This is a genomic window from Peptoniphilus sp. BV3AC2 (assembly GCF_000478945.1).
Lineage (GTDB): Bacteria > Bacillota > Clostridia > Tissierellales > Peptoniphilaceae > Peptoniphilus_B > Peptoniphilus_B duerdenii.
The window spans coordinates 13,339-36,495 of sequence record NZ_AWXD01000029.1 but is presented as its reverse complement, the minus strand read 5'-3'; the positions used below and the strand labels follow the sequence as shown (position 1 = coordinate 36,495).

Here is a 23,157-nt window from a genome sequence, read left to right as displayed (position 1 = left end):
AAAAGCGTTTAAAGATTTTTTTGATATTTTCTTTTTCTATTCCTCCGCCATTGTCTTCAATGGTTAAGCTTGTATAGAGGGGATTTTTATAAGATGAAACCAAGATTTTATCACAAGTCGGTCTATTATCAGCATTCTTTATAATATTAATGAGAGCTTCTGCCAGCCAATAAAAATCTCCACAAATACTATTTTCCTTTATACTCTCCCCTATTTCTACATTTATAGATCTCTTTAAATCCAAACTATCTAAAGCATAATCCACTAATTCATATAAACAAATTTCTTCTTTTTTCATAATATCTTTATTTGCGTCAAGGCTTGATAACTTGAGCAAAATATCTGACAAAGAGTTTAATCTGATAGTTTGCCTTTTTAAAATCTCTATATCTCTATTATCTGGAAAGTCCATCTCCAATTTTTCTATGGAAAAAAGCATAGATGTAATAGGAGTTTTGATTTGATGGGCGATATCTTCTAGGTATTCTATTTGCTTTTCACTATTTCTAGTACTTGTCTCTTTTGCTTCGATTATTTCTATAAAAAGTTTGTAAATCTTATCTTCTAAAATCGAAAAATCGTCTTGCTTCATAGGAATTTTATAGTCCTGATTTTTCATATTTTCTATCAGATCTATAAGCTCATTTATTCTATTTTTCTTTCTTTTTTCTAAAAAATAATAAAGAAGTCCCAGACTTATTATCCAAAATACATATAGCATCTCAATCCATCCTATAACCAATTCCCCTGACAGTAGAAATTACTTCCTTATCAAGTTTTTCTCTAATTCTCTTAATAGTTGATGTGAGAGTATTGTCATTTACAAACCTATCCCTGTCTTCCCAAAACATTTCTAAAAGCTGACCTCTCGTATAAACTCGATGAGGATTTTTAATAAATAAAACTAGGATTTCATACTCAAGTGGGGTTAGCTCTATTTGATTAGCTTTAAAATAAACTTTTGATTCTTTTAAATCTATTTTGATTTCCTTGTAAGTAAGGATTTTGTCTTGAGTTAAAGGTATTGTCCTTAAAGCTGCATCAATCCTTGCTCTTAATATTGCAAGAGAAAATGGTTTAGTTAAATAGTCGTCTGCTCCTTGATCTAGGGCAGCAATTATAAAATCTTCATCATTTTTTACTGTTGTTACAATAACTCTTATGTCCTTATCTTTTAACTTTTTAATCAAATGTTGACCGTCCTTATCTGGTAGATTTATATCAAGTAGTGCCACATCCATGTCTACATTCATCTTATAGTTTGCTTCGTAAAAAGATGATGCAATCTCTACCTCATAACCATTATTAACCAAATACTCTTCCATTTGTAAGGCAATTTCCTTATTATCTTCTATAATCAAAACACTCTTCATTCTAACCCTCTCATGTACTTACTTTGAAATTTATTAAAATATTTTGTTTTATATCATTCGTCTATAAGCTATCTTATACTACTAACCAATATTTACACTTATAGTATACCATTATCAATTATATTAAAATATCCTTAAGGGCTTTCTGAATTAGGTATTTTAGAAAAATACTTTCATAAATCTTAACATGAAAAGAAAAAAGGCTATGAGTTTAATACTCACAGCCTTTTTCTTATATACTCTTGAAAGTATTATCTGAGTTTTCGTTTATTGTTTTAAAACCACTTTTTATTGCAAATAAAACTCCTGCAATCATAAATACAAATACTATTATTAGAGGGATGTAATTTATATTTGTTATCAGACCTTTTATCGCAAATTCTAATTCATAGTTACTCCTGTAGGCTCTAAGTGCAATTCCAATAATGAACATAAAGATATAGGCTAAGAAAATATTTTTAAACAATATTTTCCCCTCTCCGAAGACCATCTTTTCCATTTGTTTTTCTGTCATACCTGCTGTTGATAGAAGTTTAAAATCATTGGCTCTTGCTTTAAGGTTGCCTTTAAAACTATTATAGGCATTGGAAAGAGCGATGGTTATAAGAATAATTTGGATGCCAAGATTTAATAGTTTTTCATTTCTCGTTTGTTCTTTATTCATAGCAGCTTTTATAATTTCTGTAGAAGTGCCATGGTCAGATTTTGGAACATAGGTCGAAATCACTTTTTCGGCATCTTCAAATACTTTTTCTTTATTTTTATCGGCTTTGAGTTTTACAAAATAATAATATACAGGATTAGCTTCATCTATTCCATACTCATCTATAAAATTTCTTAGACTACTTTCACTTGTGTAAATAGCTATTTCATTTGACTTATATGCCTCTAATCCATAAGGCATCTCTTCTATAGATTCGTCAATTCTTATTTTCATAGCCTTTGCCTTTTCATTATATTTTAAAGTAATATTTCCAGATTCCTTATCAGAAATTTTTATATAATCTCTAAAGGTATAAGGCGTACTATTATCTTTAGATACTTTGTTCACTAAAACATAAGTCGCATTTGTAATATTATTTACTTCTAAAAGGTTTTTAAAATCTTTTTCTGTTAGTGCATAGATACTAGCATAAAGTTTATCACTGGATTTTTTACCACTATCTAGAGAATTTTTTAAATCTTTAGAAATAAAGTCTTCATTTTCACCAACATAAAACTTTGTATCTACTCTTTGATAGATATGAAATTGTTCTATACCCTTAACTTTTTCCATATCATCCACAAAATTTTTATCCAAAAAATCGTCAGTATAAATACTAGAGTTAAAATTGTAAGGACTTTTATATGAATTATATTTTTCATTCAAAGTTCTATATGACTGGCTAACTAAAACTGTGGTAAGTACAAAGGCTGATAGAGCCATTGAAATTACAATAATTCGATAGGTTGAACGATAGGACCTATAATAATCTTTTGCTAAAGTCTTTTCTATAGGTCCATTTATTTTTGACTTACCAAACTTAATATTTTTTTCTGTAATGCCATTTAATCCCTCAATAACCTTTATCTTTGAGCTTTTCTTTGCAGGAATCAATGCTGAAAAATAAACCATTAATAAGGATAACAGAATAATTATTAAAATAGATCCAATACTTGGTATTACTAAATTAAAGTCTGGAGATTTTAGACTTTCGCCTAAAATATTTGACATTTTTTTGTAAGAGATAGAATTGTTAAACCACAACAAATATAGGAGTAGATTTGCAAAAGCCCAAGATAAGACTGTCCCTAAAGCTATTGGCAAGATTGAAAGTTTAGATGCCTTCTTTCGAATCATTTGTCTAACTTGCTTTTTAGTCATCCCAGTACTTTTTAAAAGAGCAATTTCTTTTAAATCTCTATTATTCCATACATTAAAAGCACCATATATAATAAAGGCAAAAAGTACGCAGAGAAAGAAAGCCATCCCATATTTTTCTATAGCTAAATTGATTACGCTTTTAGGTGGAATAATTCCTTTGGGATAAACCATACTATGCTCTAAAATATCTTTGTTGTAAAAAACTCTTCCAATATCTAAGGCTTTTTTCTCATCAATATTCATTTCAGACAAAATTTTTCGAGTCTTTGTATAGGTGTCCCTTATGCTTTTATACCAAATCTGCGCTTCTATTTCACCATTGTTTTCAAATAGATAATCCTTTTTATTGCTATCTGCTAAACCTATAAGCATAGTATCTTCAAAAGAATATCCATAATCATCGTAAACACCAACTATGGTATATGTCTTTTTATTTTCAATTATCTCAGAACCTAAATCATACTCCTTATTTTTTAATAAAAATCTCTCTGGCACTAAAAGTTCATTTGAATTTTCCGGTTTTCTACCATTTTTGATTTCATAGCCCAGAAGACTTTCGGAATCTCCATTTTCATATATAACTGCATTTAAGTCTGTATTAATGATTTTATTAAAAGATACTTTTTCTATGTCTGTATCGTTTTTTAATTTATCATAAAAATTTTCGTCAATTTCACCTATATTTACATGATAATCTCCAATAGTTTTCTTTACATATTCATACTGTTCAGTGTTTATTGAGTCGAAAATAAAAATAACAGTTCCTAGTAAAATTACTGCCAAAAGTATGGAAATTTTAATGGCTAGGGTGTCTTTTTTTTATTTTTAACAGCTCCACTGGCAAGATCGTTAATAATTTTCATAAGACTCATCTCCCAAGAAACTTAACCTACCATCAATCATCTTATAAACTTTATCACATGCATTCGCAACCTTTTCATCGTGGGTGATAATCATAATCGTAGAGTTCAATCTCTTATTTACTAGTCTAAAAAGTCCTGTGATTTCTTCAGAATTTTTTCTATCAAGATTTCCTGTCGGCTCATCTGCTAAGATTATGGCAGGTCTTGTAATCAAACTTCTGGCAATGGCAACTCTTTGTTGCTCGCCACCTGATAATTGTTTTGGATACCTATCAAGCTTTCCTTCTATTCCTAGTATAGATAAAATTTCCTTTAAATATTCTTCATCTACCTTTTTATTGTCTAACAAAAGAGGAAGCAAAATATTTTTTCGAACGTTGATGTTTGGAATCAAATTAAAAAATTGATATACAACGCCTATATTCCTTCTACGAAAGATTGTCATCTCATCGTTGTTAAACTTGGTAATATTTTTATCTTGAATAAAAATATCCCCACTTGTTGGTTTATCAACTCCTGCTAATAGGTGAAGCAAGGTAGACTTTCCTGACCCGCTATCTCCAATAATGGCGACAAGATCTCCTTTATCCATTTCAAAATTCACATTTGATAGAGCGTGTACTTCTACTCCGCTATTGTAAGTTTTTGTTAAATCTACTGTTTTTACAATATTCATATTTAGTCCTCCTTATCTTCCTTATATGATATTAGACTTAAGTGACTGGAAAGTGACTAGAAAAAAAGACTGTGCTTTATTTACACAGCCATAATTAAATCAGTTATAAAATCTTAGTTCGAAGGCATTTGATTTTTTCCCCTTATGATATAAAAGCTCTCCATTTTGCCTTTCCATGACAGATTTTGCCATAGGAAGTCCAATTCCATAACCTTTTGAATTTGGATCCATCTTGTAAAAACGTTTAAAAACTTTTTCTAACATTTCACGATCCAAACCTTTAGAAAAATCTTCCACAAAAATACTTTTATATAGATTTGTTTCTTTAAGTTGAATTTCTATCTGTCTACCTTCTGTAGCTTCTAGACCATTCTTCATAACATTGAAAAGTGCCTCATAAGTCCATTTCTTATCGCATATAAGATCAAAATCATTTCCATAAAGGGGAATTTCAACATTATCATTAATAAAATAATCTTTTAGGTTTCGTATGCTATCATCAATTAAATCTCGAGCCGAAACTCTGTCTCTTGTCATTTCAATTGTGCCAGAATCAATGGCAGCAAGTTTTAATAAAATATCGGATAGATTGTAAAGTCTAAGGAGATTGTCCCTAAGTCTAGATATATATTCTTTTACCGATTCATCTTCTTCGTCTTCTAATAAGTCAAGTAATAATAGAGATCCAGTTAGAGGAGTTTTTATTTGATGGGCAATATCTTCCGTATATTCCCTTAAAATTTCTTTATTTTTTTCAGCATTTTCAGCAATCCTCTTGTTTTCTAAAATAATTTTAATAATCTCATCTCTTAATTTTCCAAATTCATCATCTATAATTTCATAATTATCCGAGTGTAAATCCAATGAATGGAGAAGGTTAAATATATTATTAATCTTATCCTCAAGAACTTTTTCTTTTTTCTTTTCAATTTTTGAAATAGCTATAAACAGAATTGTATTTATAAGTAAAAAACCTATAAGAGTTAGAATATCAAATCTTGGATTGAGATAAATTACAAACAAAGACATTAGTAAATTTAAAATTAAGACAAGTAAAATGTTTTTGTTTTTATTCATTGTCCCACCTATATCCTATTCCTCTAAGAGTTTTTATATGCTTACCGTAATCTCCAAGTTTAGATCTGAGTCTTTTTATGGTTACAGTTAGGGTATTGTCATTAACTTCATAAAAATCATAACCCCAAACATAATCTAAAATTCGCTCTCTTAGTAGATTTATATTTTGGTTTTCTAAAAGCATTTCCAATATAGCAAACTCTTTTAAGTTAAGGTCTAAATCTTTTCCATCTATCGAAGCTTGTTTTGATATAAGATCTAAAGATAAATTTTCAAAAGTCAGATCATTCACTTTTTTAATTTTTCTACTAAAAACATTGTCTATTCTCGCCTTTAGGACAGGAAGAGAAAAAGGTTTTGTAATATAGTCATCTGCTCCTTGGGAAAGACCTTTTATAACATATTCATCTTCATTTTTTACAGTAAGCATTATTACAGGAAGGTCAGAAAATCCCCTCAGCCACTTTAAAAAATTAAAGCCTGACCCATCTGGGAGATTAACATCAAGAAGAATTAAATCAAAATCATTAAAATTAATATTCTCTGTCTGAGAAAGATTGTTATAAATAATAGTTTCAATATTATGCTTGTTTAAGTAAGTTTTAACAGCAAAAGCAATTGTGCTGTCATCTTCAATCATTAATATTTTCAATTCTATACTCCAATTTTCAAAGCTTGAGTTCTTAAATTTTTTCCTACATAGAAATATTATATTCCTATAAATTTATTTTTAAACACTATTGATTGTTTAAATAAATCACCGTCGATATCTATATAGAACTCTCCATCTTGTACTTCTACTAAAGATTTAGCTATTGAGAGTCCAAGTCCTGCTCCCTCTGTCTTTCTTGAGCTATCTCCCCTTACAAATCTTTCTAGAAGTTCTTTTGAACTTAAATTTAATTCCTCTTTGGAAATATTTTTAAATATTATAGCTATCTCTTGATTTACGAATAGATCTACGTAGACCCTTGTATTTTCTAAGGCATACTTATAGATATTTGAAAAAATATTTTGGAAAACCCTATACATTAAATCTGGATCAAGGTTTACTTCTGCTACGTTTATTGGGCTTGAAACTATTTCTAGTCCTCTTTCTTTAAACTTGTCTTCCCACTCGCCTATCATCTGAAGTAGCATCTCATTTAATTCGAAATCTACTTTGTGCACATCTATTTCTCCAGAACTTATCTTAGATATTTCAAATAGATCTTCGATTAAATACTTGATCTTCATGCTCTTCTCATTTACAATTTTCGCATATTTTATCCTATTTTCTAAAGATAGATTTTCATCTTTTAGAAGGGTTGAATAATTTATAACCGATGTGAGAGGAGTCTTTAAATCGTGGGAAACATTTGTTATTAGCTCAGATTTTAATTTTTCAGAATCCAACTTTTCACTTAAAATATTATCCAAGTTTCTTCCCGTCTTATTTAAGTTTTCTACCACATTTTCGTAGCCGTCTATATCTTCTAAATTATTTTCAAAATTTCCTTCCGCTAGATATTTTGAATATTCCATTATCTTCTTATAATCTTTTGCATTGGTTGCAAAATATATTGCAAATACTGTAATAAGTATAAACCAAATTGCAAAAATATTTCCTCTATAAGCGTAATTTACAGATTCAATTCCAATAATTCCGGCAAATATAAACAAAATATAGATTATTAATATCTTGATGTTGGATAAATTTTCTAGGCTGAAATTTTTATTTATAACTCTAGAAATTTTACTTGCTAGTGAATGCTCAACTACCTGAGACCTTATTTTATTTTTAAGAATATCCCTCAAGAAAAGTAAACTCAAAAATACGAATGCAGATGCTACTAATGCAAAGATATAAAACTGTAACACCAATGTATTTAGGCTACCGTCCATTCTAAATGTATTGTCAAACCGGGTTAGATTTATATAATTAGTATGAATTAGAAATATAATGAAGAAGTAGTATGTCAATAGAAATAACACTTCCGCAGGGATTCTAAAGGCAGTCTTTACATACTTAGATTTTCTTACTGATATGTCAAATAGCAATCCGTAGAGCGCCATCGCTATTAAAAACACATATCCGCTAATTAGGACTGGGTTTTGATAATACTCTGAAAAGATAATATTGTTATATAGTTTTGCAAAATTTTCGCTGGAATAATCCACTCCATAATAAAAATATAGAGAAATAATATCCGTATTGTCTATGTTAGAATAAGAATTTGTAACCGCATCTAGTACACTCTTTTCAAAACTCTTTATAATATTTTTATCATATTTTTTAAAGATATCTTCAGAATAGGTTCTTGAAATTGTAATTGGATTTAGCTTTTTATTTTCATAGGAACCTTTTATTATTAGACCATGTATTTTTTTATCAAACTTTCTAGGATCCATTGGAGAAAACTCTTCCATATTGGTTAGATATCTTGGATAGATAAATTTTTCATCTTCTAGTTTTTCTTTTTCAGTTTCATTTATTTCTTTGTTGGCATAGAAAACAGAAACATTTCCAGAAAAATCAACTAATTTCTTGTAGCCATCTCCACTGATTACGAATCCATCATCCTTTTCTTCTGAAATGGTCTCACCCTTTTCTCCAGAATATAGAATTCCTCCGCTGGTCTTATAAATCATAAGCTTACCATCTTTTGATTCGTAGTAGAAGCTGCTATTTACAATTTTGCTATCATTTTTTATGGATTTTATTGCGTAATCATAGAAGAATTCAGTCTTCATATCAAGAAGTTTATAAAGACTTAAATTTATCTGGTCATTTATAGAATATTTAATTTGTCCAGATAGATTTTTAGTTTTCGATTGAGACTTTATAGTTCCTACAATGCTAGCTGAGGTAATAGAAATTATGAGAAGTATAATCGTCACAATCGGTACATATTTGTACTCTTTAAATATCTTCTTCATCATTTATCATTCTTTCTCGGATCTACAAAAATATATCCCATTCCCCATTTAACTTTTAAATAGATTGGGTTTTGTGGATCAGCTTCAATCTTTTCTCTAATTCTTCTTATGTGAACAGTGACTGTCTTAGGATCTATCGCAGGCTCATTCCAAACTTCTTCATAGATTTTATCTATTGAAAATACGACGTTTGGATTACTCATCATAAACTCTAGAATCAGGTATTCAATATTTGTTAAATCTATCTTTTTATTATTTAAAAATATTGTCTTTTGATTCTTATCCAGTTTTAAATTCCCGATTTCTACGATGCTCGCACTTTCTTTTACATACTTCTTAGTTCTTCTAAGTTGTGATGCCACCCTCGCCATTAACTCAGATGGATTAAATGGTTTGGTCATATAGTCATCTGCCCCGATATTTAAACCGATTATCTTTTCAAATTCTTGGGACTTGGCAGATAGAATTATGATTGGCACATAAGAATTTTCTCTGATTCTAAGGATTGCATCTTCCCCAGATACATTAGGCATCATAAGATCCATGATGATTAAATCAATATGTTCTCTATCAAATATTTCCAGGCACTTTTCTCCGTCTTCTGCGTAGAAAACTCTGTAATTTTCTCTTTCTAAATAAAGTCCTATTAAATCTCTTATCTCTTTATCGTCTTCTGCGACTAAAATATTATATACGTCCATAGTAACCTCCATCTATATTCTATCAAATAAATAAGTCTTAATTTCTTAAAAAACTATTAATTATGAATCGAAAATAATTTGGTAAATACCTTTCTTCTTGATATAATTTTTATGAGGTGATTTTATGGCTTACGATGGATCTACCATGCTAGCTTTAAAAAATGAACTGAGAGACAAAATTCTCGGATTAAAAATAGAAAAAATATACCAAACAAACGATACGGATATAATTATACAGATGAGAGGAATGGGCGAAAAATACAGACTCTTCATATCAACCAATGCCACATTTCCAAGAATAAATTTGACAGAAATTGATTATGAAAATCCACAGATGCCACCTTCCTTTTGTATGCTTCTTAGAAAACATCTACAAAGTGGAGTAATAAAAGATATTTCTCAACACAAGATGGACAGAATCCTATTTATAGATATAGAAAGCAGATCTGAACTTGGAGATTTGGTAATAAAAAGACTAAATCTAGAAATCATGGGCAGACATTCAAATATAATACTTACTGAAGATGGAAAGATTATAGATTCTATAAAGAGAATTGGACCGCATATTTCTCGCGTCCGTTCTGTGCTTCCTGGTTTAGAATACAATTTTGAAGTAATTTCAGATAAAATAAATCCTCTCGATTTAAACTCAGAAGATTTTATAAAAATTTTAGATGAAGCACCAAAGGGAAAATCCATTAAGAATACTTTTGTAAATCTCTTCACCGGAATTAGTAACACAACAGCGAGAGAGCTTGCAGAGAGACTATCTATTGATGAGGATATACCTCTTAGTGGGCTTGGACTAAATGAGTCTAACGGAGATAAAATAGCTAAGTTTTTTTCTGATTTAGATCATACTGACAAGGCTTATTTAATTTATAATAGCGAGAGAAAACTAATCGACTTTACTTCTTTTAAACCAAGCTACTACAATAGTTCTAATTTAGAGGAATTGCCGAGTATTTCCTCTGCAATAGATAAATTTTATTTTGAAAAATCAAAGGATATAAATCTTAAAAACATTGGATCCGATGTACTAAAAGTGGTAGATCACAATATTTCTAAGCTGGAAAAGAAATTGGAAAAACTTATAATTGAACAGGAAGATTCTAAAAATCGTGAGAAGTATAAAGTTTACGGCGACCTTATCTCTTCAAATTCTTATAGAATTGAAAAGGGAGAAAAGGAAGTTACACTAGAAAATTTCTTTGACAACATGAATCCAATCACTATTCCCCTAGACGCAAGACTATCCGCCCAAGAGAACGCAAGAAAATTCTACAAAACTTATCAAAAGATGAAGGTTCGTGAAGAGGTTTTAAAACCAGAAATTGAAAACACAAAAAATAAACTCTTATATTTAAATTCTGCAAAATCTTATTTAGAAATTGCTGAAAAAAAGGAAGACATCGAAGAAATACAAGATGAACTTAGAAATTTTGGATTTATAAAAAAGAAGAATAAGAAAAAGGTAAAACTTTCTAAGCCCCTTGAGTTTAAAACAGAAGATGGTTTTACAATCTTTGTCGGCAAAAATAGCAGACAAAACGACAATCTTACATTTAAATCTGCAGGAAGAAATGATCTTTGGTTCCACGTAAAGGACGCACCAGGATCCCATGTAATTATTAAAAATGATGGTAGAAAGTTCTCTGAAAGTGTAATTGAATACGCTGCTACACTTGCAGCTAAGTACTCCTCAGTGAGATATTCTTCAAATATAGCAGTTGATTACACGGAAAAAATAAATGTAAAGAGACACCCTCAAAAGGTGCTAGGTCTTGCTGTATATACAGACTTTAAGACCATCAATATAAAAAATGATTAAATAAATTAATGCTACGAATTTTTCGTAGCATTTTTATATTTAAAATTTATTATTAATTCTAATTTTATAATGTAGTAAATAAAAAATAGCGGACTAACCGCTATTATTAATTATTATTTTTTCTTGCTGTCGAATTTTATTCCTATTCTTTCAAGAACTAGTTTATATCCGTCAGAACCATAGTTAAGTGATCTATTTATTCTAGATATTGTAGCTGTTGAAGCACCTGTTTCTTCTTCTATTTCATGGTAAGTTTTGTTTTGTACAAGTAATTTAACTACTTCAAGTCTTTGTGCAATTGCTTGAATTTCTTTAACTGTACAAATATCTTCGAAGAATCTGTAACATTCTTCCATATTTTTTAATTGAAGAACCGCTTCAAAAAATCCGTCTGTTTGTTCGTTCTTAATTTTAGAGCTATACATTTAAATCCTCCTTTTTGTAAGTTTTATACTAACAGTTTTACACGTTAAAGTCAATATGTAATACTATCTTTTCTTTCTAACATTTTAACATACAATGTACTTTAATGTGTGAAAAATTTGTGAATTATACTATTAATATTTTACCGCATAAAAAAACTCCTTCCTTTAGGAAAGAGTTTCAATATATCTTTTAAAATAATTAGTAAGCTACGAACTTTGAAGATTTTGTATGACAGATTGGGCAAGATTCTTCATTTGCATCGAATGTGATATATCCACATACTGGGCAAAGTAGAATATTTTCTGCTTTTAAGTCATGTCCTGCATCTACATCTTTCTTAGCTTCTAGATATCTTTCTTCGTGAACTTTTTCAGCTTCAACTGCAAATCTCATTGCACGTACAGCTTCTTTTTCTTCTTGGAATTCAGCAACTGCAATATATGCTGGATACATTTGAGTAAATTCAAATCTTTCTCCATCTGCTGCTGCTTGAAGATTTTCTGATGTAGTTCCAAGTCCAAATCCTGCTCCTGATGTAACTGAGAAATCACCCTTTACATCTTTTAGAGCTTTGAAGTGTAGTGTTGCGTGAACTGCTTCAGCTTCTGATGTAGCATCAAATAATCTCTTTACATTTGGGAATCCTTGTTTTTCAGCTTCGTCTCCCCAAATTCTATATCTCATATGTGCTTGAGATTCTCCACCAAATGCTGATCTTAAGTTTTCACTTGTCATTGCGTTCATAGTAATACCTCCTAAAATTTTATACCTTTACTTGTATATAATACTATATTAGGAGATTTTATTCAAGATTCTATAGTAATAATGGGCTTACCAAATCCTACTCTTAATCCATATTTTCAATTTTTTTAGCTTCATAATATTGAGTTAGTGCATCTATTATTTCATCTAAATCACCATTGTTTATGGCATCTATTCTATGGGAAGTAAGTCCGATTCTATGGTCTGTAACCCTACCTTGTGGATAGTTGTAGGTCCTTATTCTTTCTGATCTATCTCCACTACCAATTTGACTTCTCTTCTCTGCACTAAGTTCTTGAGCTTGTTTTTGAAGTTCCAAGTCATAAAGTTTTGTCTTTAGAATCTTCATAGCTTTTTCTTTATTTTTAAGCTGTGACTTTTCATCTTGGCAAGAAATTACAATTCCAGTTGGTAAGTGTGTGATTCTAACAGCTGAGTCAGTTGTGTTTACAGATTGTCCACCATTACCAGAAGATCTAAATACATCGACTCTAATATCAGATGGGTCTATTTCAATTTCTACATCTTCTGCTTCCGGTAGAACTGCAACCGTTGCGGTACTAGTATGGATTCTACCAGAACTTTCTGTTTCAGGAACCCTTTGAACTCTGTGCACTCCTGATTCATATTTTAATTTAGAGTAGGCTCCCTTACCTTCTATCATAAATACCACTTCTTTGTAACCGCCTATTCCAATTTCATTGGTGCTCATGATATCTGTTTTGAATCCGCATTTTTCTGCATACATTAGGTACTGTCTTAGAAGTACTCCTGCAAATAGTGCAGCTTCATCTCCACCTGCTCCAGCTCTAATCTCAACTATTACGTTTTTGTTGTCATTAGGATCTTTTGGAACTAAAAGTCTCTTTAATTCTTCCGTTACTTTTTCTAATTCTTGTTCTATGTTTTTTATATCATCTTTTACCAGTTGAAGCATATCGTCGTCAAGATCTTCTGCGAGAAGCTCTTTGTTTCCACTTAAATCTTCTTCTAGTTTTTTATATTCTCTATACTTGTGTACAATAGGCTCTAGTTCTGCGTGTTCTATTGCCGTTTTTTGGTATAGTGCAGAGTTATTTATAACCTCTACATTTATCAAGTCTTTTTCAAGTTCTACATAGCGATCTTCAAATACTTGTATATTCTCAAACATTTTATCACCTCATTATTACTACTCTTGGAAGTCCATTTAAATCTTTTATGATTTCAGCCCCTAATTTTTCAAAGAACTCTCCTTGATCATGGCCTATTTCAAATATTAAATATCCGCCTTCATTCAAATAATCTCTATATTCTGAAATAATCTTTTTATAGAAATCAAGTCCATCTTCTCCACCATCAAGTGCAAGCCTTGGTTCATAGTCTGTAATCTCAACCTGTAAATTTAAAATCTCATGAGACTTTATATATGGAGGGTTTGAATAGATTATATCGTATTTTCCTTCTACATTTTCAAATAAATCCGAATATTTAACTTCTACATTTTTTAAGTTTAAGTTTTCTATATTTAGCCTAGTACATTCTAGAGCATCTTCTGAAATATCTACTCCAAAACATTTAGCATTACTATTCTTTGCAACACTACATATAACCGCGCCAGATCCTACTCCTAATTCTAAAAATCTGTCCCCAGGTTTTAGTCTCTTTAGAATATTTTCTAAAGATACTTCAGTATCTGGTCTTGGAATAAGTACCTTGCCCTTTAGAAGAATATCTAGACCATAAAATTCACTATGACCTAGTATATACTGTAGTGGTTCTCCATTCTTTCTTCTATTTAAAATATCTATGATCTCTTCTTCTTTTTCTTTATTTAATTCTTGTTCTTCATTTAAAATTAGGTAGGTCATAGAAACATCGAGCACCTCCATTAAAATTCTCCTAGATTCTATAAATGGATCTGTAAACTCTATATTTTCTAAACCATCTACTAATATTTTCTGTATATCTTTTAATTTCATAATTTAAAAAAGGGAAGTTAAAAAACCTCCCCTTAAACTTATTTTCTTCCGAATTTCTTGTTGAATTTTTCAATACGTCCGCCATGGTCAGTAAACTTTTGTTTTCCAGTGTAGAATGGATGACACTCTGAGCAAACTTCAACCTTTAAATCTTCTTTAACAGAACCAGTTTTAAAGGTATTTCCACAAGCGCAGGTTACAGTTGCTTCTTTATATTCTGGGTGAATTCCTTGTTTCATGTTTTCTACCTCCTATTCTCCATTAAAATATTATAACAAAATTTCTTTTGTTTAACAAGCTTTTTACTTATAAGTAAATCATTAAAATAGCTGTATCACTGATACAGCTAAAAAAACTTATTTATTAACAGCTTCTTTAAGTGCTTTTCCTGATCTGAATACAGGTGCTTTTGAAGCAGGAATTTTAATAACTTCTTCAGGATTTCTTGGGTTTCTTCCTTCTCTTGCTTTTCTTTCTCTAACTTCGAAAGTTCCAAATCCTACAAGTTGTACTTTTTCTCCGCTTGCAAGTGCGTCTTGAACAGTTGTAAGGAAACCGTTAAGAGCCATTTCTGCATCTTTTTTTGTTAAATTACTTTTTTCTGCAATATTTGCAATTAATTCTGCTTTATTCATTACATCCTCCTAATTAATGAAAATTTCAATTTTTTAAATTGATGATAATCATCTGTATATCTGTAATTATACAATAGTTTCTCTATTTTTCCAATAGTTTTATGCGAAAAACTATAATAAATGGCTATTTTTTTGAGATTTTATCAAATATCTCACTCATTTCCCAATAACCATACCTATTTCCCACCCGAATCTTGTTCCAAATGGTTATAAATTCATCGGAAATTTCTTCTAAACTTTCATCAACTTCTACTTCTTTTAAAATTTTTTCCAAATCTAGAATAGTTTTTATATCTGATTTTGGAATAAATAGACATGTTCTATGATTTAAAAAGTGACCTCTGTCCAAATCTTCTATCTTTAATTTCTTTCCACTTTCACTTTCAAGTCCAGCGTCCACTACCAAGTAGACTTCATATTCATCTCCATAAATTGAAGAAAGCAAAAGTTTCATATCTGATAGAATTCTTTCGTTGTAGACCTGTGTTATTATTACATGTTTCTTTGGATCTATCATTAAATCGCTTATTTCAAGAGCGTCTAATAGAATAAATCCTTCTGAAATATCTTTTTTTACAATATTTAAGGTCGGTTCTATAAAACTAAGTCCGCTTATTATCTTATACTCTACTCCAGATTCTATTAGCATTCTCACTGTTCTTTCCGCAACAAGTGGATGTCCTGGTACAGAATAATTAATATCCCCGGACTTTTCTTCTTCTAAAAGTGTACTTACTATTTTCTTATATACTTCGTCAAAACTCTCTGCATCTTCGTAGTAGTCATCAAATGAAGCGTATGGGATATTTTCCATTTCAAAATATTTTATCGCTTCTGTTTCCTTTGTCCTTGTGAAGTTTCTGTTTCCATTTTTTAAAGTTCTACAAGCTTCTAATGTCAGTTCTTCATAGGATCCTGCTCCTAAACCAATTATATTAATCATATTATTCTAAATACTTCCTCAACTGATTTCTTCTTAGCTGGTTCTCTGTCTTTTTCTGGGTAACCCATAGCAATTAAAAGTCTGATTGGAGATTTTGTTCCTATGATTTTCTGGATACTCTTCTCATCGAACATTCCTAGTATACAAGTTCCAAGTCCTTTCGACTTTGCGGCAAGACAGATATTTTGTGTCATTATTCCTATATCTATTGAGCGAAAATCTATATCTGTTATTTTATTTCCTGCTTTTGCAGTAAGATTATAGCTATCTTCTTCGATTATAAATATAACTTTTGCTTTCTCTGCAAATTTATTCATTGCCATCTTTCTTTGACTAGCTATGAGTTTTGCTTTTTCTTTTGTAGCTACGGTTATTTTATATGGCATGGAGTTACATGCAGATGGAGCGTTTATCGCCATATCTAAAATTTCTTTAAGTACAACATCTTCAACTTCCCTAGTTTCATCAAACTGTCTAAGGGAGTACCTACTTTTTATTACTTCTTCAAAATTCATAATCAAACTCTCCACTTTCTCTAATCTTATTTAAAATATTTAAAACTGCAATCTTCACATGGTCATAGGTAAGTCCGCCTTGAAAGTACACGTAGTATGGCTCTCTCATCGGACCATCTGCACTCAGTTCAATGGATGAACCTTCTATGAAGTCTCCTGCAGCCATGATTACTTGATCTTCATACCCTGGCATATCCCAAGCAACTGGTGTGAACTGTGAATCAACCGGACTTGAATCTTGGACAGCTTCGCAAAATATTTCTACGAGTTTTCTATCTTTAAGTTCTATTGCAGTTACTATGTCTGAGCGTTTATCTGTAGATTTTGGAATAGAGTTAAAGCCCATCTTCTCAAAACATTTTGAAACTAAATTGGCACCTAGTAGTGCATCATATACTACCTTTGGAGCGATAAATAATCCTTGAAGGATCTGCCTTGTCATCCCAAAGGTTAGACCACATTCTCTTCCTATCCCTGGCGCTGTAAGTCTATTGGCACATCTTTCTACCAAGTCTTCTCTTCCAGCCACATATCCTCCAGAAAAAGCAAGTCCTCCTCCAGGATTTTTTATTAGTGAGCCAGCCATTAAATCTGCTCCAACTTCTAGTGGTTCTTTGTAATCTGTGAACTCTCCGTAGCAGTTATCTATAAAGATTATTACGTCTTTATTTATCTTTCTTACTATATTTATTGCGTCTTCTATTTCATCTATAGTTAGCGCTCTTCTGTCAGAGTATCCAGTAGATCTTTGAATAGCTACAATCTTTGTGTTGTCTTGGAACTTTTCCTTGACGTTTTCGAAGCCTACCACTCCATTTTCAAGTTCAGCGTAGGAAAATTCGATTCCTATATCCTTCATAGATCCTGGTTCTTCTCCTGTAACTCCTATTACTTTTAGAAGTGTATCGTAAGGCTTTCCAGTGATGTATAGTAGATGATCTCCCGCTTTTAAATTTGATAATAGAGCCAGTGAAATCGCATGGGTTCCACTTACAATATTTGGTCTTACCAATGTGGACTGTGCTTTAAATACATCTGTGTAGATGGCTTCGACCTTATCTCTTCCTATATCTCCATATCCATATCCTGTTGTCCAGTTAAAATCTGTGGCACAAAGATTATTATTTTGCATCGCTTTTAGTATTTTAAGTTGGTTATATTCTTTTATTTCTTTTAAATATTCCATTTCCTTAAATACTTCGGATTCTCTAATCTGTACAAAGTCATAGATTTCTCTGCTGACCCCGTAACTTTCATTTATTAAATTAAAAAAACTTTCTTTCAATTTCTTCGAAAATTTCCTTTCTATCTTCATTTAATGGATCGAACCATCTGATTCTTTCGTCTCTTCTAAACCAAGTGAGCTGTCTCTTTGCATAGTTTCTCGAAAATTGTTTCATCTTATCTACCGCAAATTCAAGATCCACTTTTCCTTCAAGGTACATAAGCATTTCCCTATATCCGATTGCCTTCATAGATTGGAAGTGTTCATCAATTTCCTTTTCATAGAGACTTTTGACTTCATTTAAAAATCCTTCTTCCATCATCATGTCAACTCTTCTATTTATTCTGTCATAGAGAACTTCCCGGTCCGTATTAAGTCCTAACATATAGAGATTGTAATCAGTATTTTCTCTTCTAAAATCTTCTGTCTCTTTTTTTTCTCCAGAGTTTAGAATTTCCATGGCTCTTATGATTCTATGACGATTGTTTGGATGGATATTGTCTTCAAGTTTTGGGTCCAGCTCCAACATTTTCGCGTACAGACTTTCCAAACCATGCTCATCGATATAACTATCCAAGTACTTTCTATATTCTTCGTCTTTTTCTATCTTTTGCATGGAAAAATCATAGACAATTGAGTTTATATAGAGACCTGTACCTCCTACCATTATCGGAAGCTTGCCTTCTTTATTTATTTCGCTTATCTTTTTTCTTGCAAGAGTCCTAAACTCTTCCACCGAGAACTCGGCTTTTGGATCTAGAAAATCTATTAAATGGTGAGGTATCCCTTCCATCTCTTCTTCTGTTACTTTTCCTGTTCCTATGTCAAATCCCTTGTAGATTTGCATGGAGTCTGCACCAATTATTTCACCGTTATATTTTTTAGCTATTTCTATTGAAAGTGATGTCTTTCCGATTCCTGTCGGTCCAAGAATAATCATTAAATTCTCTTTCATCTTAAAAACAGCCTTTCTAAATCATAATTTTTAAGTTCTAATATGGTCGGTCTGCCATGTGGACAAGTAAGCGGATTGTCACAGTTTGACAAAAGTTTTATGAGCTCTTTTATCTCTTCTATACTTAGACTATCTCCCGCCTTTACAGATGCCTTACATGCTTTGGTCATGATTTTGTATGGATCTACTTTGTAGAGATTGTCATATGAGTCAGAAAGAAGCTCGTGGATAAAACCAAGTCCTGAAGGTTTTCCAAAAATAATAGGAATCTCCCTTAGAAGAAATGATTTTTCTCCAAACTCTTCAAAATAAAATCCTAAATTCTTTAAATTTTCTGTATTTTCTAGAAGCACCTTTCTCTCCTCTGAAGTAACCTCAACTAAAAGTGGACTTAGAAGCACTTGTCTCTCGATGCTTTTTTCTTCAAATTCTCTCTTAAATTTTTCGTAGTTTATTCTCTCATGGGCTGCGTGTTGGTCCACGATGTAGAATTTATCTTCGTAGGATTCAAATATTAGGTAGGTCTTAAAAAGGCTTCCCTTGTAGGTAGAATTTAAAAGATCTTTTAAAATTTGTGGTTTCTCTACTAGGTATTCATCTGATTTATCCGCCACATTGAAGGATATATTTTCATATTTAGTAATATTATTTGAAAGAGAGTCAGTTTGTTTTTCTCTTTTCTCATCCTCAACTTCTAAAGAATCATCTTCATGTGAAAAATCTATTCCGTCGATTACCTTTATAAATTCATTTGATGTATTGGTCTTCTCTGTCGGTCTATTGAACCAGGTATCTTCTTCTGAACTTTCATTAGAATTATCATCGATACTTTCAAACTCTTCGAAGATGCTCTTTTCTTCTTTTTCTTCAAAATTTACTTTGAAGATGGATGTGTTCTTATATAACTTTTCTCTTACAAGCATATCCAAGATTTCAATCAATCTATTTTCGTTGGAAAGTTTAATCTCATGTTTCTTTGGATGGATATTTACATCCACAAGTTTTGGATCTATCTCAATATATAGTAGGTACACTGGAAATCTGTTTAGTGGAATTAGAGATTTGTAGCTCTTTTCAATTGCTCTAGCGATTTCCAAGTTCTTCACAAACCTTCCATTTACAAATAAATACTCATGATTTCTCGTGGATCTGTAGAGCATATTGTTTGAGATAAAACCTTTAACCTTGTATCCTTCTTCCTCATGTTCTATTTCTACCAAGTTTCTCGTGATATCTGAACCGAGAACTGAATGGATATGATTTTTTAAATTTTCATTGGCAATACTTGATACTACAACTTTTCCATCCCTTACTAAAGTAAATGATACATCTGATCTAGACAAAGATAGTTTTTCAACTACATCAAAGATATATGAAAACTCTAAATTCTCACTCTTTAAATATTTTTTTCTAACCGGTGTATTGTAGAAAACATCTCTAATTATAAATGTAGTCCCTTCGTTGGATGCGATATTTTTTTCGCTTTTTATCTCTCCATTCTCAACTTCAACCACCGTCGCTGTTAAATCCGATTTTGTCTTAGTAATACAGGTGAGTTTTGAAACGTTTGAAATAGAAGCCAGTGCCTCTCCCCTAAATCCTAATGAGTGAATGTTAAATAGATCCTCAGAAGTTTTAAGTTTTGAAGTGGCATGACGAAGAAAGGCATACTTCAAATCATCTTTTTCAATTCCAGAACCATCGTCTGAAACTCTAAGATAGTTTGCAGCCCCATCCTTAACTTCTACGGTTATATTCTTCGCCCCCGCATCTATGGAATTTTCAAGCAGTTCCTTTATGATTGAAGCTGGATTTTCGATTATTTCTCCTGCAGCAATCTTTGAAACCGTATATTCATCTAAAATATTAATCATTTAATTCACCGGATTTTTTCTTTATTTCATAAACCAAATCAAGAGCTTCCCTTGGAGTTAGAGAGTCTGGATCTAGTTTCTTTAAGTCGTCTATAAAATTATCCCTTTTAACGTCGAATAGAGATTTTTCAAAAACCACATCTTTTTTCACTTTTACATTTAGATCTTTGGTTTTTTCTAGTGATTTTAGGATCTCTTCTGCCCTCTTCGTAACTTTTTCATCTATTCCTGCAAGCTTTGCAACGTCAATGCCGTATGAATTATCGGTCCAACCTTCCACAATCTTTCTTAAAAAGATTATTTCTTCACCGTCTTTTTTAACTTTTATATTTAAGTTCGAAACATTTTTATAGGTTTCTTCTATCTTTGATAGTTCGTGGTAATGGGTCGCAAACACAGTCTTTGCTCCGATATTTTCGCTTATATATTCAACTATTGACCATGCGATGCTCATGCCATCAAAGGTAGATGTACCTCTTCCCACTTCGTCCAAGATTATTAGAGATTTGTCAGTTGCGTTCTTTAAAATATTTGCAACTTCCTTCATCTCAACCATAAATGTGGATTCGCCTTTAGAAAGATTGTCCGATGCTCCAATTCTTGTGAATATTCTATCTACAATTCCGATATTACATGATTTCGCCGGAACAAAACTTCCTATCTGTGCCATTATTACTATAAGGGCAATCTGTCTCATGTAGGTGGACTTACCAGCCATATTCGGTCCAGTTATGATGTGTATAAGATTCTTATCCATATCTAAAATGGTGTCGTTTGGAATAAATGAGTCATCCCTATTTTTAAATTCTACGATTGGATGTCTTCCGTCTTTTATTATGATAGTTTTATCTTCGTTTAGTTCTGGTCTTATAAATCTATTTTCGATGGCAGATTTTGCAAGCCCTTGGAGCACATCTATCCTAGAAACTATTTCAGAAGCTTCTAGAAGTAGGCTTGTGTATTTTTTAAAGTTTTCTATTAAGTTGTCATAGAGTTTCAGCTGAAGACTATTAGCTTCATCATGAGCGTTTAGAATCTTTGATTCCATCTCTTTTAGCTCTATGGTGAAAAATCTCTCCGAACCAACCAGTGTTTGTTTTCTAATATATCTTTCTGGAACCATATCTAAAGCAGATTTCGTCACTTCTATGAAGTATCCTAGAATTTTATTGTACTTTATCTTTAGATTTTTTATTCCAGTTTCTTCTTTTTCTTTCGCTTCCAAATCTATGAGGAACTTCTTGCCATCCTTTGAAAGTCTAAATAGTTCGTCTAGCTCTTCATTGTAACCATCTTTTATAAATTTAACGTCCACAGTCTTAACAGGAGCGTCTTCAACTATCATGGAGTCAATCTCTTCTATGATATTGTAAAGAGGTTTTAATTCATAAGAAATTTCGTTTAGGTTTTTGAAATTACTTCCTTCAAGATAGGACTTAAGTTCCATAACAGATTCTAAACTGCCTTTAAGGGCATTAAATTCATTTGGATTTATTTCGTTGTCAGAAATCTTAACCATCTGTCTTTCTATGTCCATAATTGACGAAAGGATACTTCTCACATCATCAAGAAGTATAAAATCAGATTTAAATTCCTCAACATAGTCCTGTCTCTTCTTTATATCATCTACATTTAAAAGTGGCTCTTCTATCCATCTTCTTAAAAGTCTTTGACCCATGGAAGTCTTCGTATAATCTAGCACTTCTAAAAGTGATCCAGATTTTCTATTTGAGTTAAGTCCCTTTAGAATCTCTAAATTTCTCATGGAATTTTCATCGAGAATCATCTTCTGTTCTAGATTTATATCTGCGATTTTAACTATGTGATTTAGTTTAGTCTTAGACACATTTGAAAGATAGTTAAGTAGCATTTCTAGAGAAATATTTTCCCTGTACTTGCTATTTAAAAGTTCATCTTTTAGTTCGCTTGAAAGATGCTTTAAGTATTCTTTATTCTTGATCTCTTCGATATTTTTTTCGTTTATATAATTTTTTAAGACAGATTTATCGAAATATCTTTCCGCATCAGAATTTATAACCACTTCTTTAGGAGAAATTTTAGATACTATAAGGTCGATGTACTCATCTCTTGATCCTTCATTTAAAAATACTTTGCTGGTGCTTAAAAGCATCCCGGTAGAATAGTCCACATATGTTATTGAAACAGATTTATCCCTAACATAGAGGCTCATCATAAAGTTGTTTGAGCCTGCTTCAATATAGTCTGTGTCAGTGAATGTTCCCGGGGTTACAACTTTTGTAACTTCTCTCTTCACGATTCCCTTTGCAAGTTTTGGATCTTCTACCTGGTCACAGATTGCAACCTTGTATCCCTTGTCGATTAATTTTGAAAGATAATTTTTAAAAACATGGTGAGGGATTCCACACATTGGAATCTTGTCATCCAAACCTCCACCCCTTCCAGTTAAGGCAAGGTCTAATTCCTTTGAAGCTGTGATTGCATCGTCAAAAAACATCTCATAAAAATCGCCGAGTCTATAGAATAGAATGGCATCTTCATAATTTTTTTAGTTTCTAGATACTGCCTCATCATAGGA

20 protein-coding genes and 1 pseudogene are annotated in these 23,157 nt (G+C 31.4%); 1 reads left to right on the top strand and 20 read right to left on the bottom strand.

All coding sequences use genetic code 11. The annotated features are described in order from the left end of the window. From HMPREF1252_RS07365 to HMPREF1252_RS07330, 8 genes and pseudogenes are all read right to left on the bottom strand, one after another. The coding region (locus tag HMPREF1252_RS07365; protein WP_023060027.1) for a HAMP domain-containing sensor histidine kinase at positions 1–721 on the bottom strand (721 nt) is incomplete at its 3' end. 1 nt (position 722) lies between these two features. Further along, on the bottom strand, positions 723–1,373 hold the full coding sequence (locus tag HMPREF1252_RS07360; RefSeq protein ID WP_023060035.1) for a response regulator transcription factor: 651 nt from the start codon (positions 1,371–1,373) through the stop codon (positions 723–725). Positions 1,374–1,605: 232 nt separating this feature from the next. Further along, positions 1,606–4,100, bottom strand: a pseudogene (locus tag HMPREF1252_RS07355) (FtsX-like permease family protein). Further along, entirely contained in the window at positions 4,087–4,776 is a 690-nt protein-coding gene (locus HMPREF1252_RS07350; protein WP_023060024.1) for an ABC transporter ATP-binding protein, read from the bottom strand. Before HMPREF1252_RS07350 ends, HMPREF1252_RS07355 begins: the two are co-directional and overlap by 14 nt. A 99-nt stretch (positions 4,777–4,875) precedes the next feature. Beyond that, entirely contained in the window at positions 4,876–5,853 is a 978-nt protein-coding gene (locus tag HMPREF1252_RS07345; protein WP_023060021.1) for a HAMP domain-containing sensor histidine kinase, read from the bottom strand. Then, positions 5,846–6,505 carry a response regulator transcription factor gene (locus HMPREF1252_RS07340; protein ID WP_023060039.1) on the bottom strand — a complete coding sequence of 220 codons (660 nt, stop codon included), beginning with the start codon at positions 6,503–6,505 and terminating at the stop codon, positions 5,846–5,848. Before HMPREF1252_RS07340 ends, HMPREF1252_RS07345 begins: the two co-directional genes overlap by 8 nt. A gap of 56 nt (positions 6,506–6,561) precedes the next feature. Then, a complete protein-coding gene (locus HMPREF1252_RS07335; protein ID WP_023060029.1) occupies positions 6,562–8,775 on the bottom strand; it encodes a HAMP domain-containing sensor histidine kinase in 2,214 nt (737 codons plus the stop codon). Further along, on the bottom strand, positions 8,772–9,473 hold the full coding sequence (locus HMPREF1252_RS07330) for a response regulator transcription factor (protein ID WP_008902466.1): 702 nt from the start codon (positions 9,471–9,473) through the stop codon (positions 8,772–8,774). Before HMPREF1252_RS07330 ends, HMPREF1252_RS07335 begins: the two co-directional genes overlap by 4 nt. A gap of 124 nt (positions 9,474–9,597) precedes the next feature. On the opposite strand from HMPREF1252_RS07330, the gene HMPREF1252_RS07325 reads away from it, so the two are divergent. After that, complete coding sequence (locus tag HMPREF1252_RS07325; protein WP_023060036.1) at positions 9,598–11,304, top strand: NFACT family protein; 1,707 nt, start codon at positions 9,598–9,600, stop codon at positions 11,302–11,304. A gap of 113 nt (positions 11,305–11,417) precedes the next feature. On the opposite strand, the gene HMPREF1252_RS07320 is transcribed toward HMPREF1252_RS07325, so the two are convergent. From HMPREF1252_RS07320 to mutS, 12 genes are all read right to left on the bottom strand, one after another. Beyond that, complete coding sequence (locus HMPREF1252_RS07320) at positions 11,418–11,729, bottom strand: YerC/YecD family TrpR-related protein (RefSeq protein WP_008902468.1); 312 nt, start codon at positions 11,727–11,729, stop codon at positions 11,418–11,420. Positions 11,730–11,928: 199 nt separating this feature from the next. Beyond that, positions 11,929–12,474, bottom strand: a complete 546-nt coding sequence (locus tag HMPREF1252_RS07315) for a rubrerythrin family protein (RefSeq protein ID WP_023060020.1) — start codon at positions 12,472–12,474, stop codon at positions 11,929–11,931. A gap of 103 nt (positions 12,475–12,577) precedes the next feature. Next, positions 12,578–13,645 carry a peptide chain release factor 1 gene (gene prfA / locus HMPREF1252_RS07310; RefSeq protein ID WP_023060022.1) on the bottom strand — a complete coding sequence of 356 codons (1,068 nt, stop codon included), beginning with the start codon at positions 13,643–13,645 and terminating at the stop codon, positions 12,578–12,580. A 4-nt stretch (positions 13,646–13,649) separates the two neighbouring features. Further along, positions 13,650–14,453: a peptide chain release factor N(5)-glutamine methyltransferase gene (gene prmC / locus HMPREF1252_RS07305; protein WP_023060041.1), complete on the bottom strand. Its 804-nt coding sequence runs from the start codon at positions 14,451–14,453 to the stop codon at positions 13,650–13,652. Between the two features lie 38 nt (positions 14,454–14,491). Next, the gene (gene rpmE, locus HMPREF1252_RS07300; protein WP_008902472.1) at positions 14,492–14,692 is read right to left on the bottom strand and encodes a 50S ribosomal protein L31; all 201 of its coding nucleotides are present in this window, start codon (positions 14,690–14,692) and stop codon (positions 14,492–14,494) included. A gap of 117 nt (positions 14,693–14,809) precedes the next feature. Then, positions 14,810–15,088 (bottom strand): HU family DNA-binding protein, encoded by a 279-nt coding sequence (locus HMPREF1252_RS07295; RefSeq protein WP_008902473.1) that lies wholly within the window; start codon positions 15,086–15,088, stop codon positions 14,810–14,812. A 124-nt stretch (positions 15,089–15,212) separates the two neighbouring features. Next, positions 15,213–16,031 carry an SAM-dependent methyltransferase gene (locus HMPREF1252_RS07290; RefSeq protein WP_023060034.1) on the bottom strand — a complete coding sequence of 273 codons (819 nt, stop codon included), beginning with the start codon at positions 16,029–16,031 and terminating at the stop codon, positions 15,213–15,215. Further along, on the bottom strand, positions 16,028–16,546 hold the full coding sequence (locus HMPREF1252_RS07285; RefSeq protein WP_023060042.1) for a nitroreductase family protein: 519 nt from the start codon (positions 16,544–16,546) through the stop codon (positions 16,028–16,030). The genes HMPREF1252_RS07290 and HMPREF1252_RS07285 overlap by 4 nt, the downstream gene beginning before the upstream one ends. Further along, positions 16,536–17,861, bottom strand: coding sequence for a methionine gamma-lyase family protein (locus HMPREF1252_RS07280; RefSeq protein ID WP_051338897.1), 1,326 nt, complete (start codon positions 17,859–17,861; stop codon positions 16,536–16,538). The genes HMPREF1252_RS07285 and HMPREF1252_RS07280 overlap by 11 nt, the downstream gene beginning before the upstream one ends. Next, positions 17,812–18,726, bottom strand: a complete 915-nt coding sequence (miaA, locus tag HMPREF1252_RS07275) for a tRNA (adenosine(37)-N6)-dimethylallyltransferase MiaA (protein WP_023060019.1) — start codon at positions 18,724–18,726, stop codon at positions 17,812–17,814. The genes HMPREF1252_RS07280 and miaA overlap by 50 nt, the downstream gene beginning before the upstream one ends. Continuing rightward, positions 18,723–20,600 (bottom strand): DNA mismatch repair endonuclease MutL, encoded by a 1,878-nt coding sequence (gene mutL / locus HMPREF1252_RS07270; RefSeq protein WP_023060023.1) that lies wholly within the window; start codon positions 20,598–20,600, stop codon positions 18,723–18,725. Before mutL ends, miaA begins: the two co-directional genes overlap by 4 nt. Beyond that, a complete protein-coding gene (mutS, locus tag HMPREF1252_RS07265) occupies positions 20,593–23,076 on the bottom strand; it encodes a DNA mismatch repair protein MutS (protein ID WP_023060025.1) in 2,484 nt (827 codons plus the stop codon). Before mutS ends, mutL begins: the two co-directional genes overlap by 8 nt. Between the last annotated feature and the right edge of the window lie 81 nt (positions 23,077–23,157).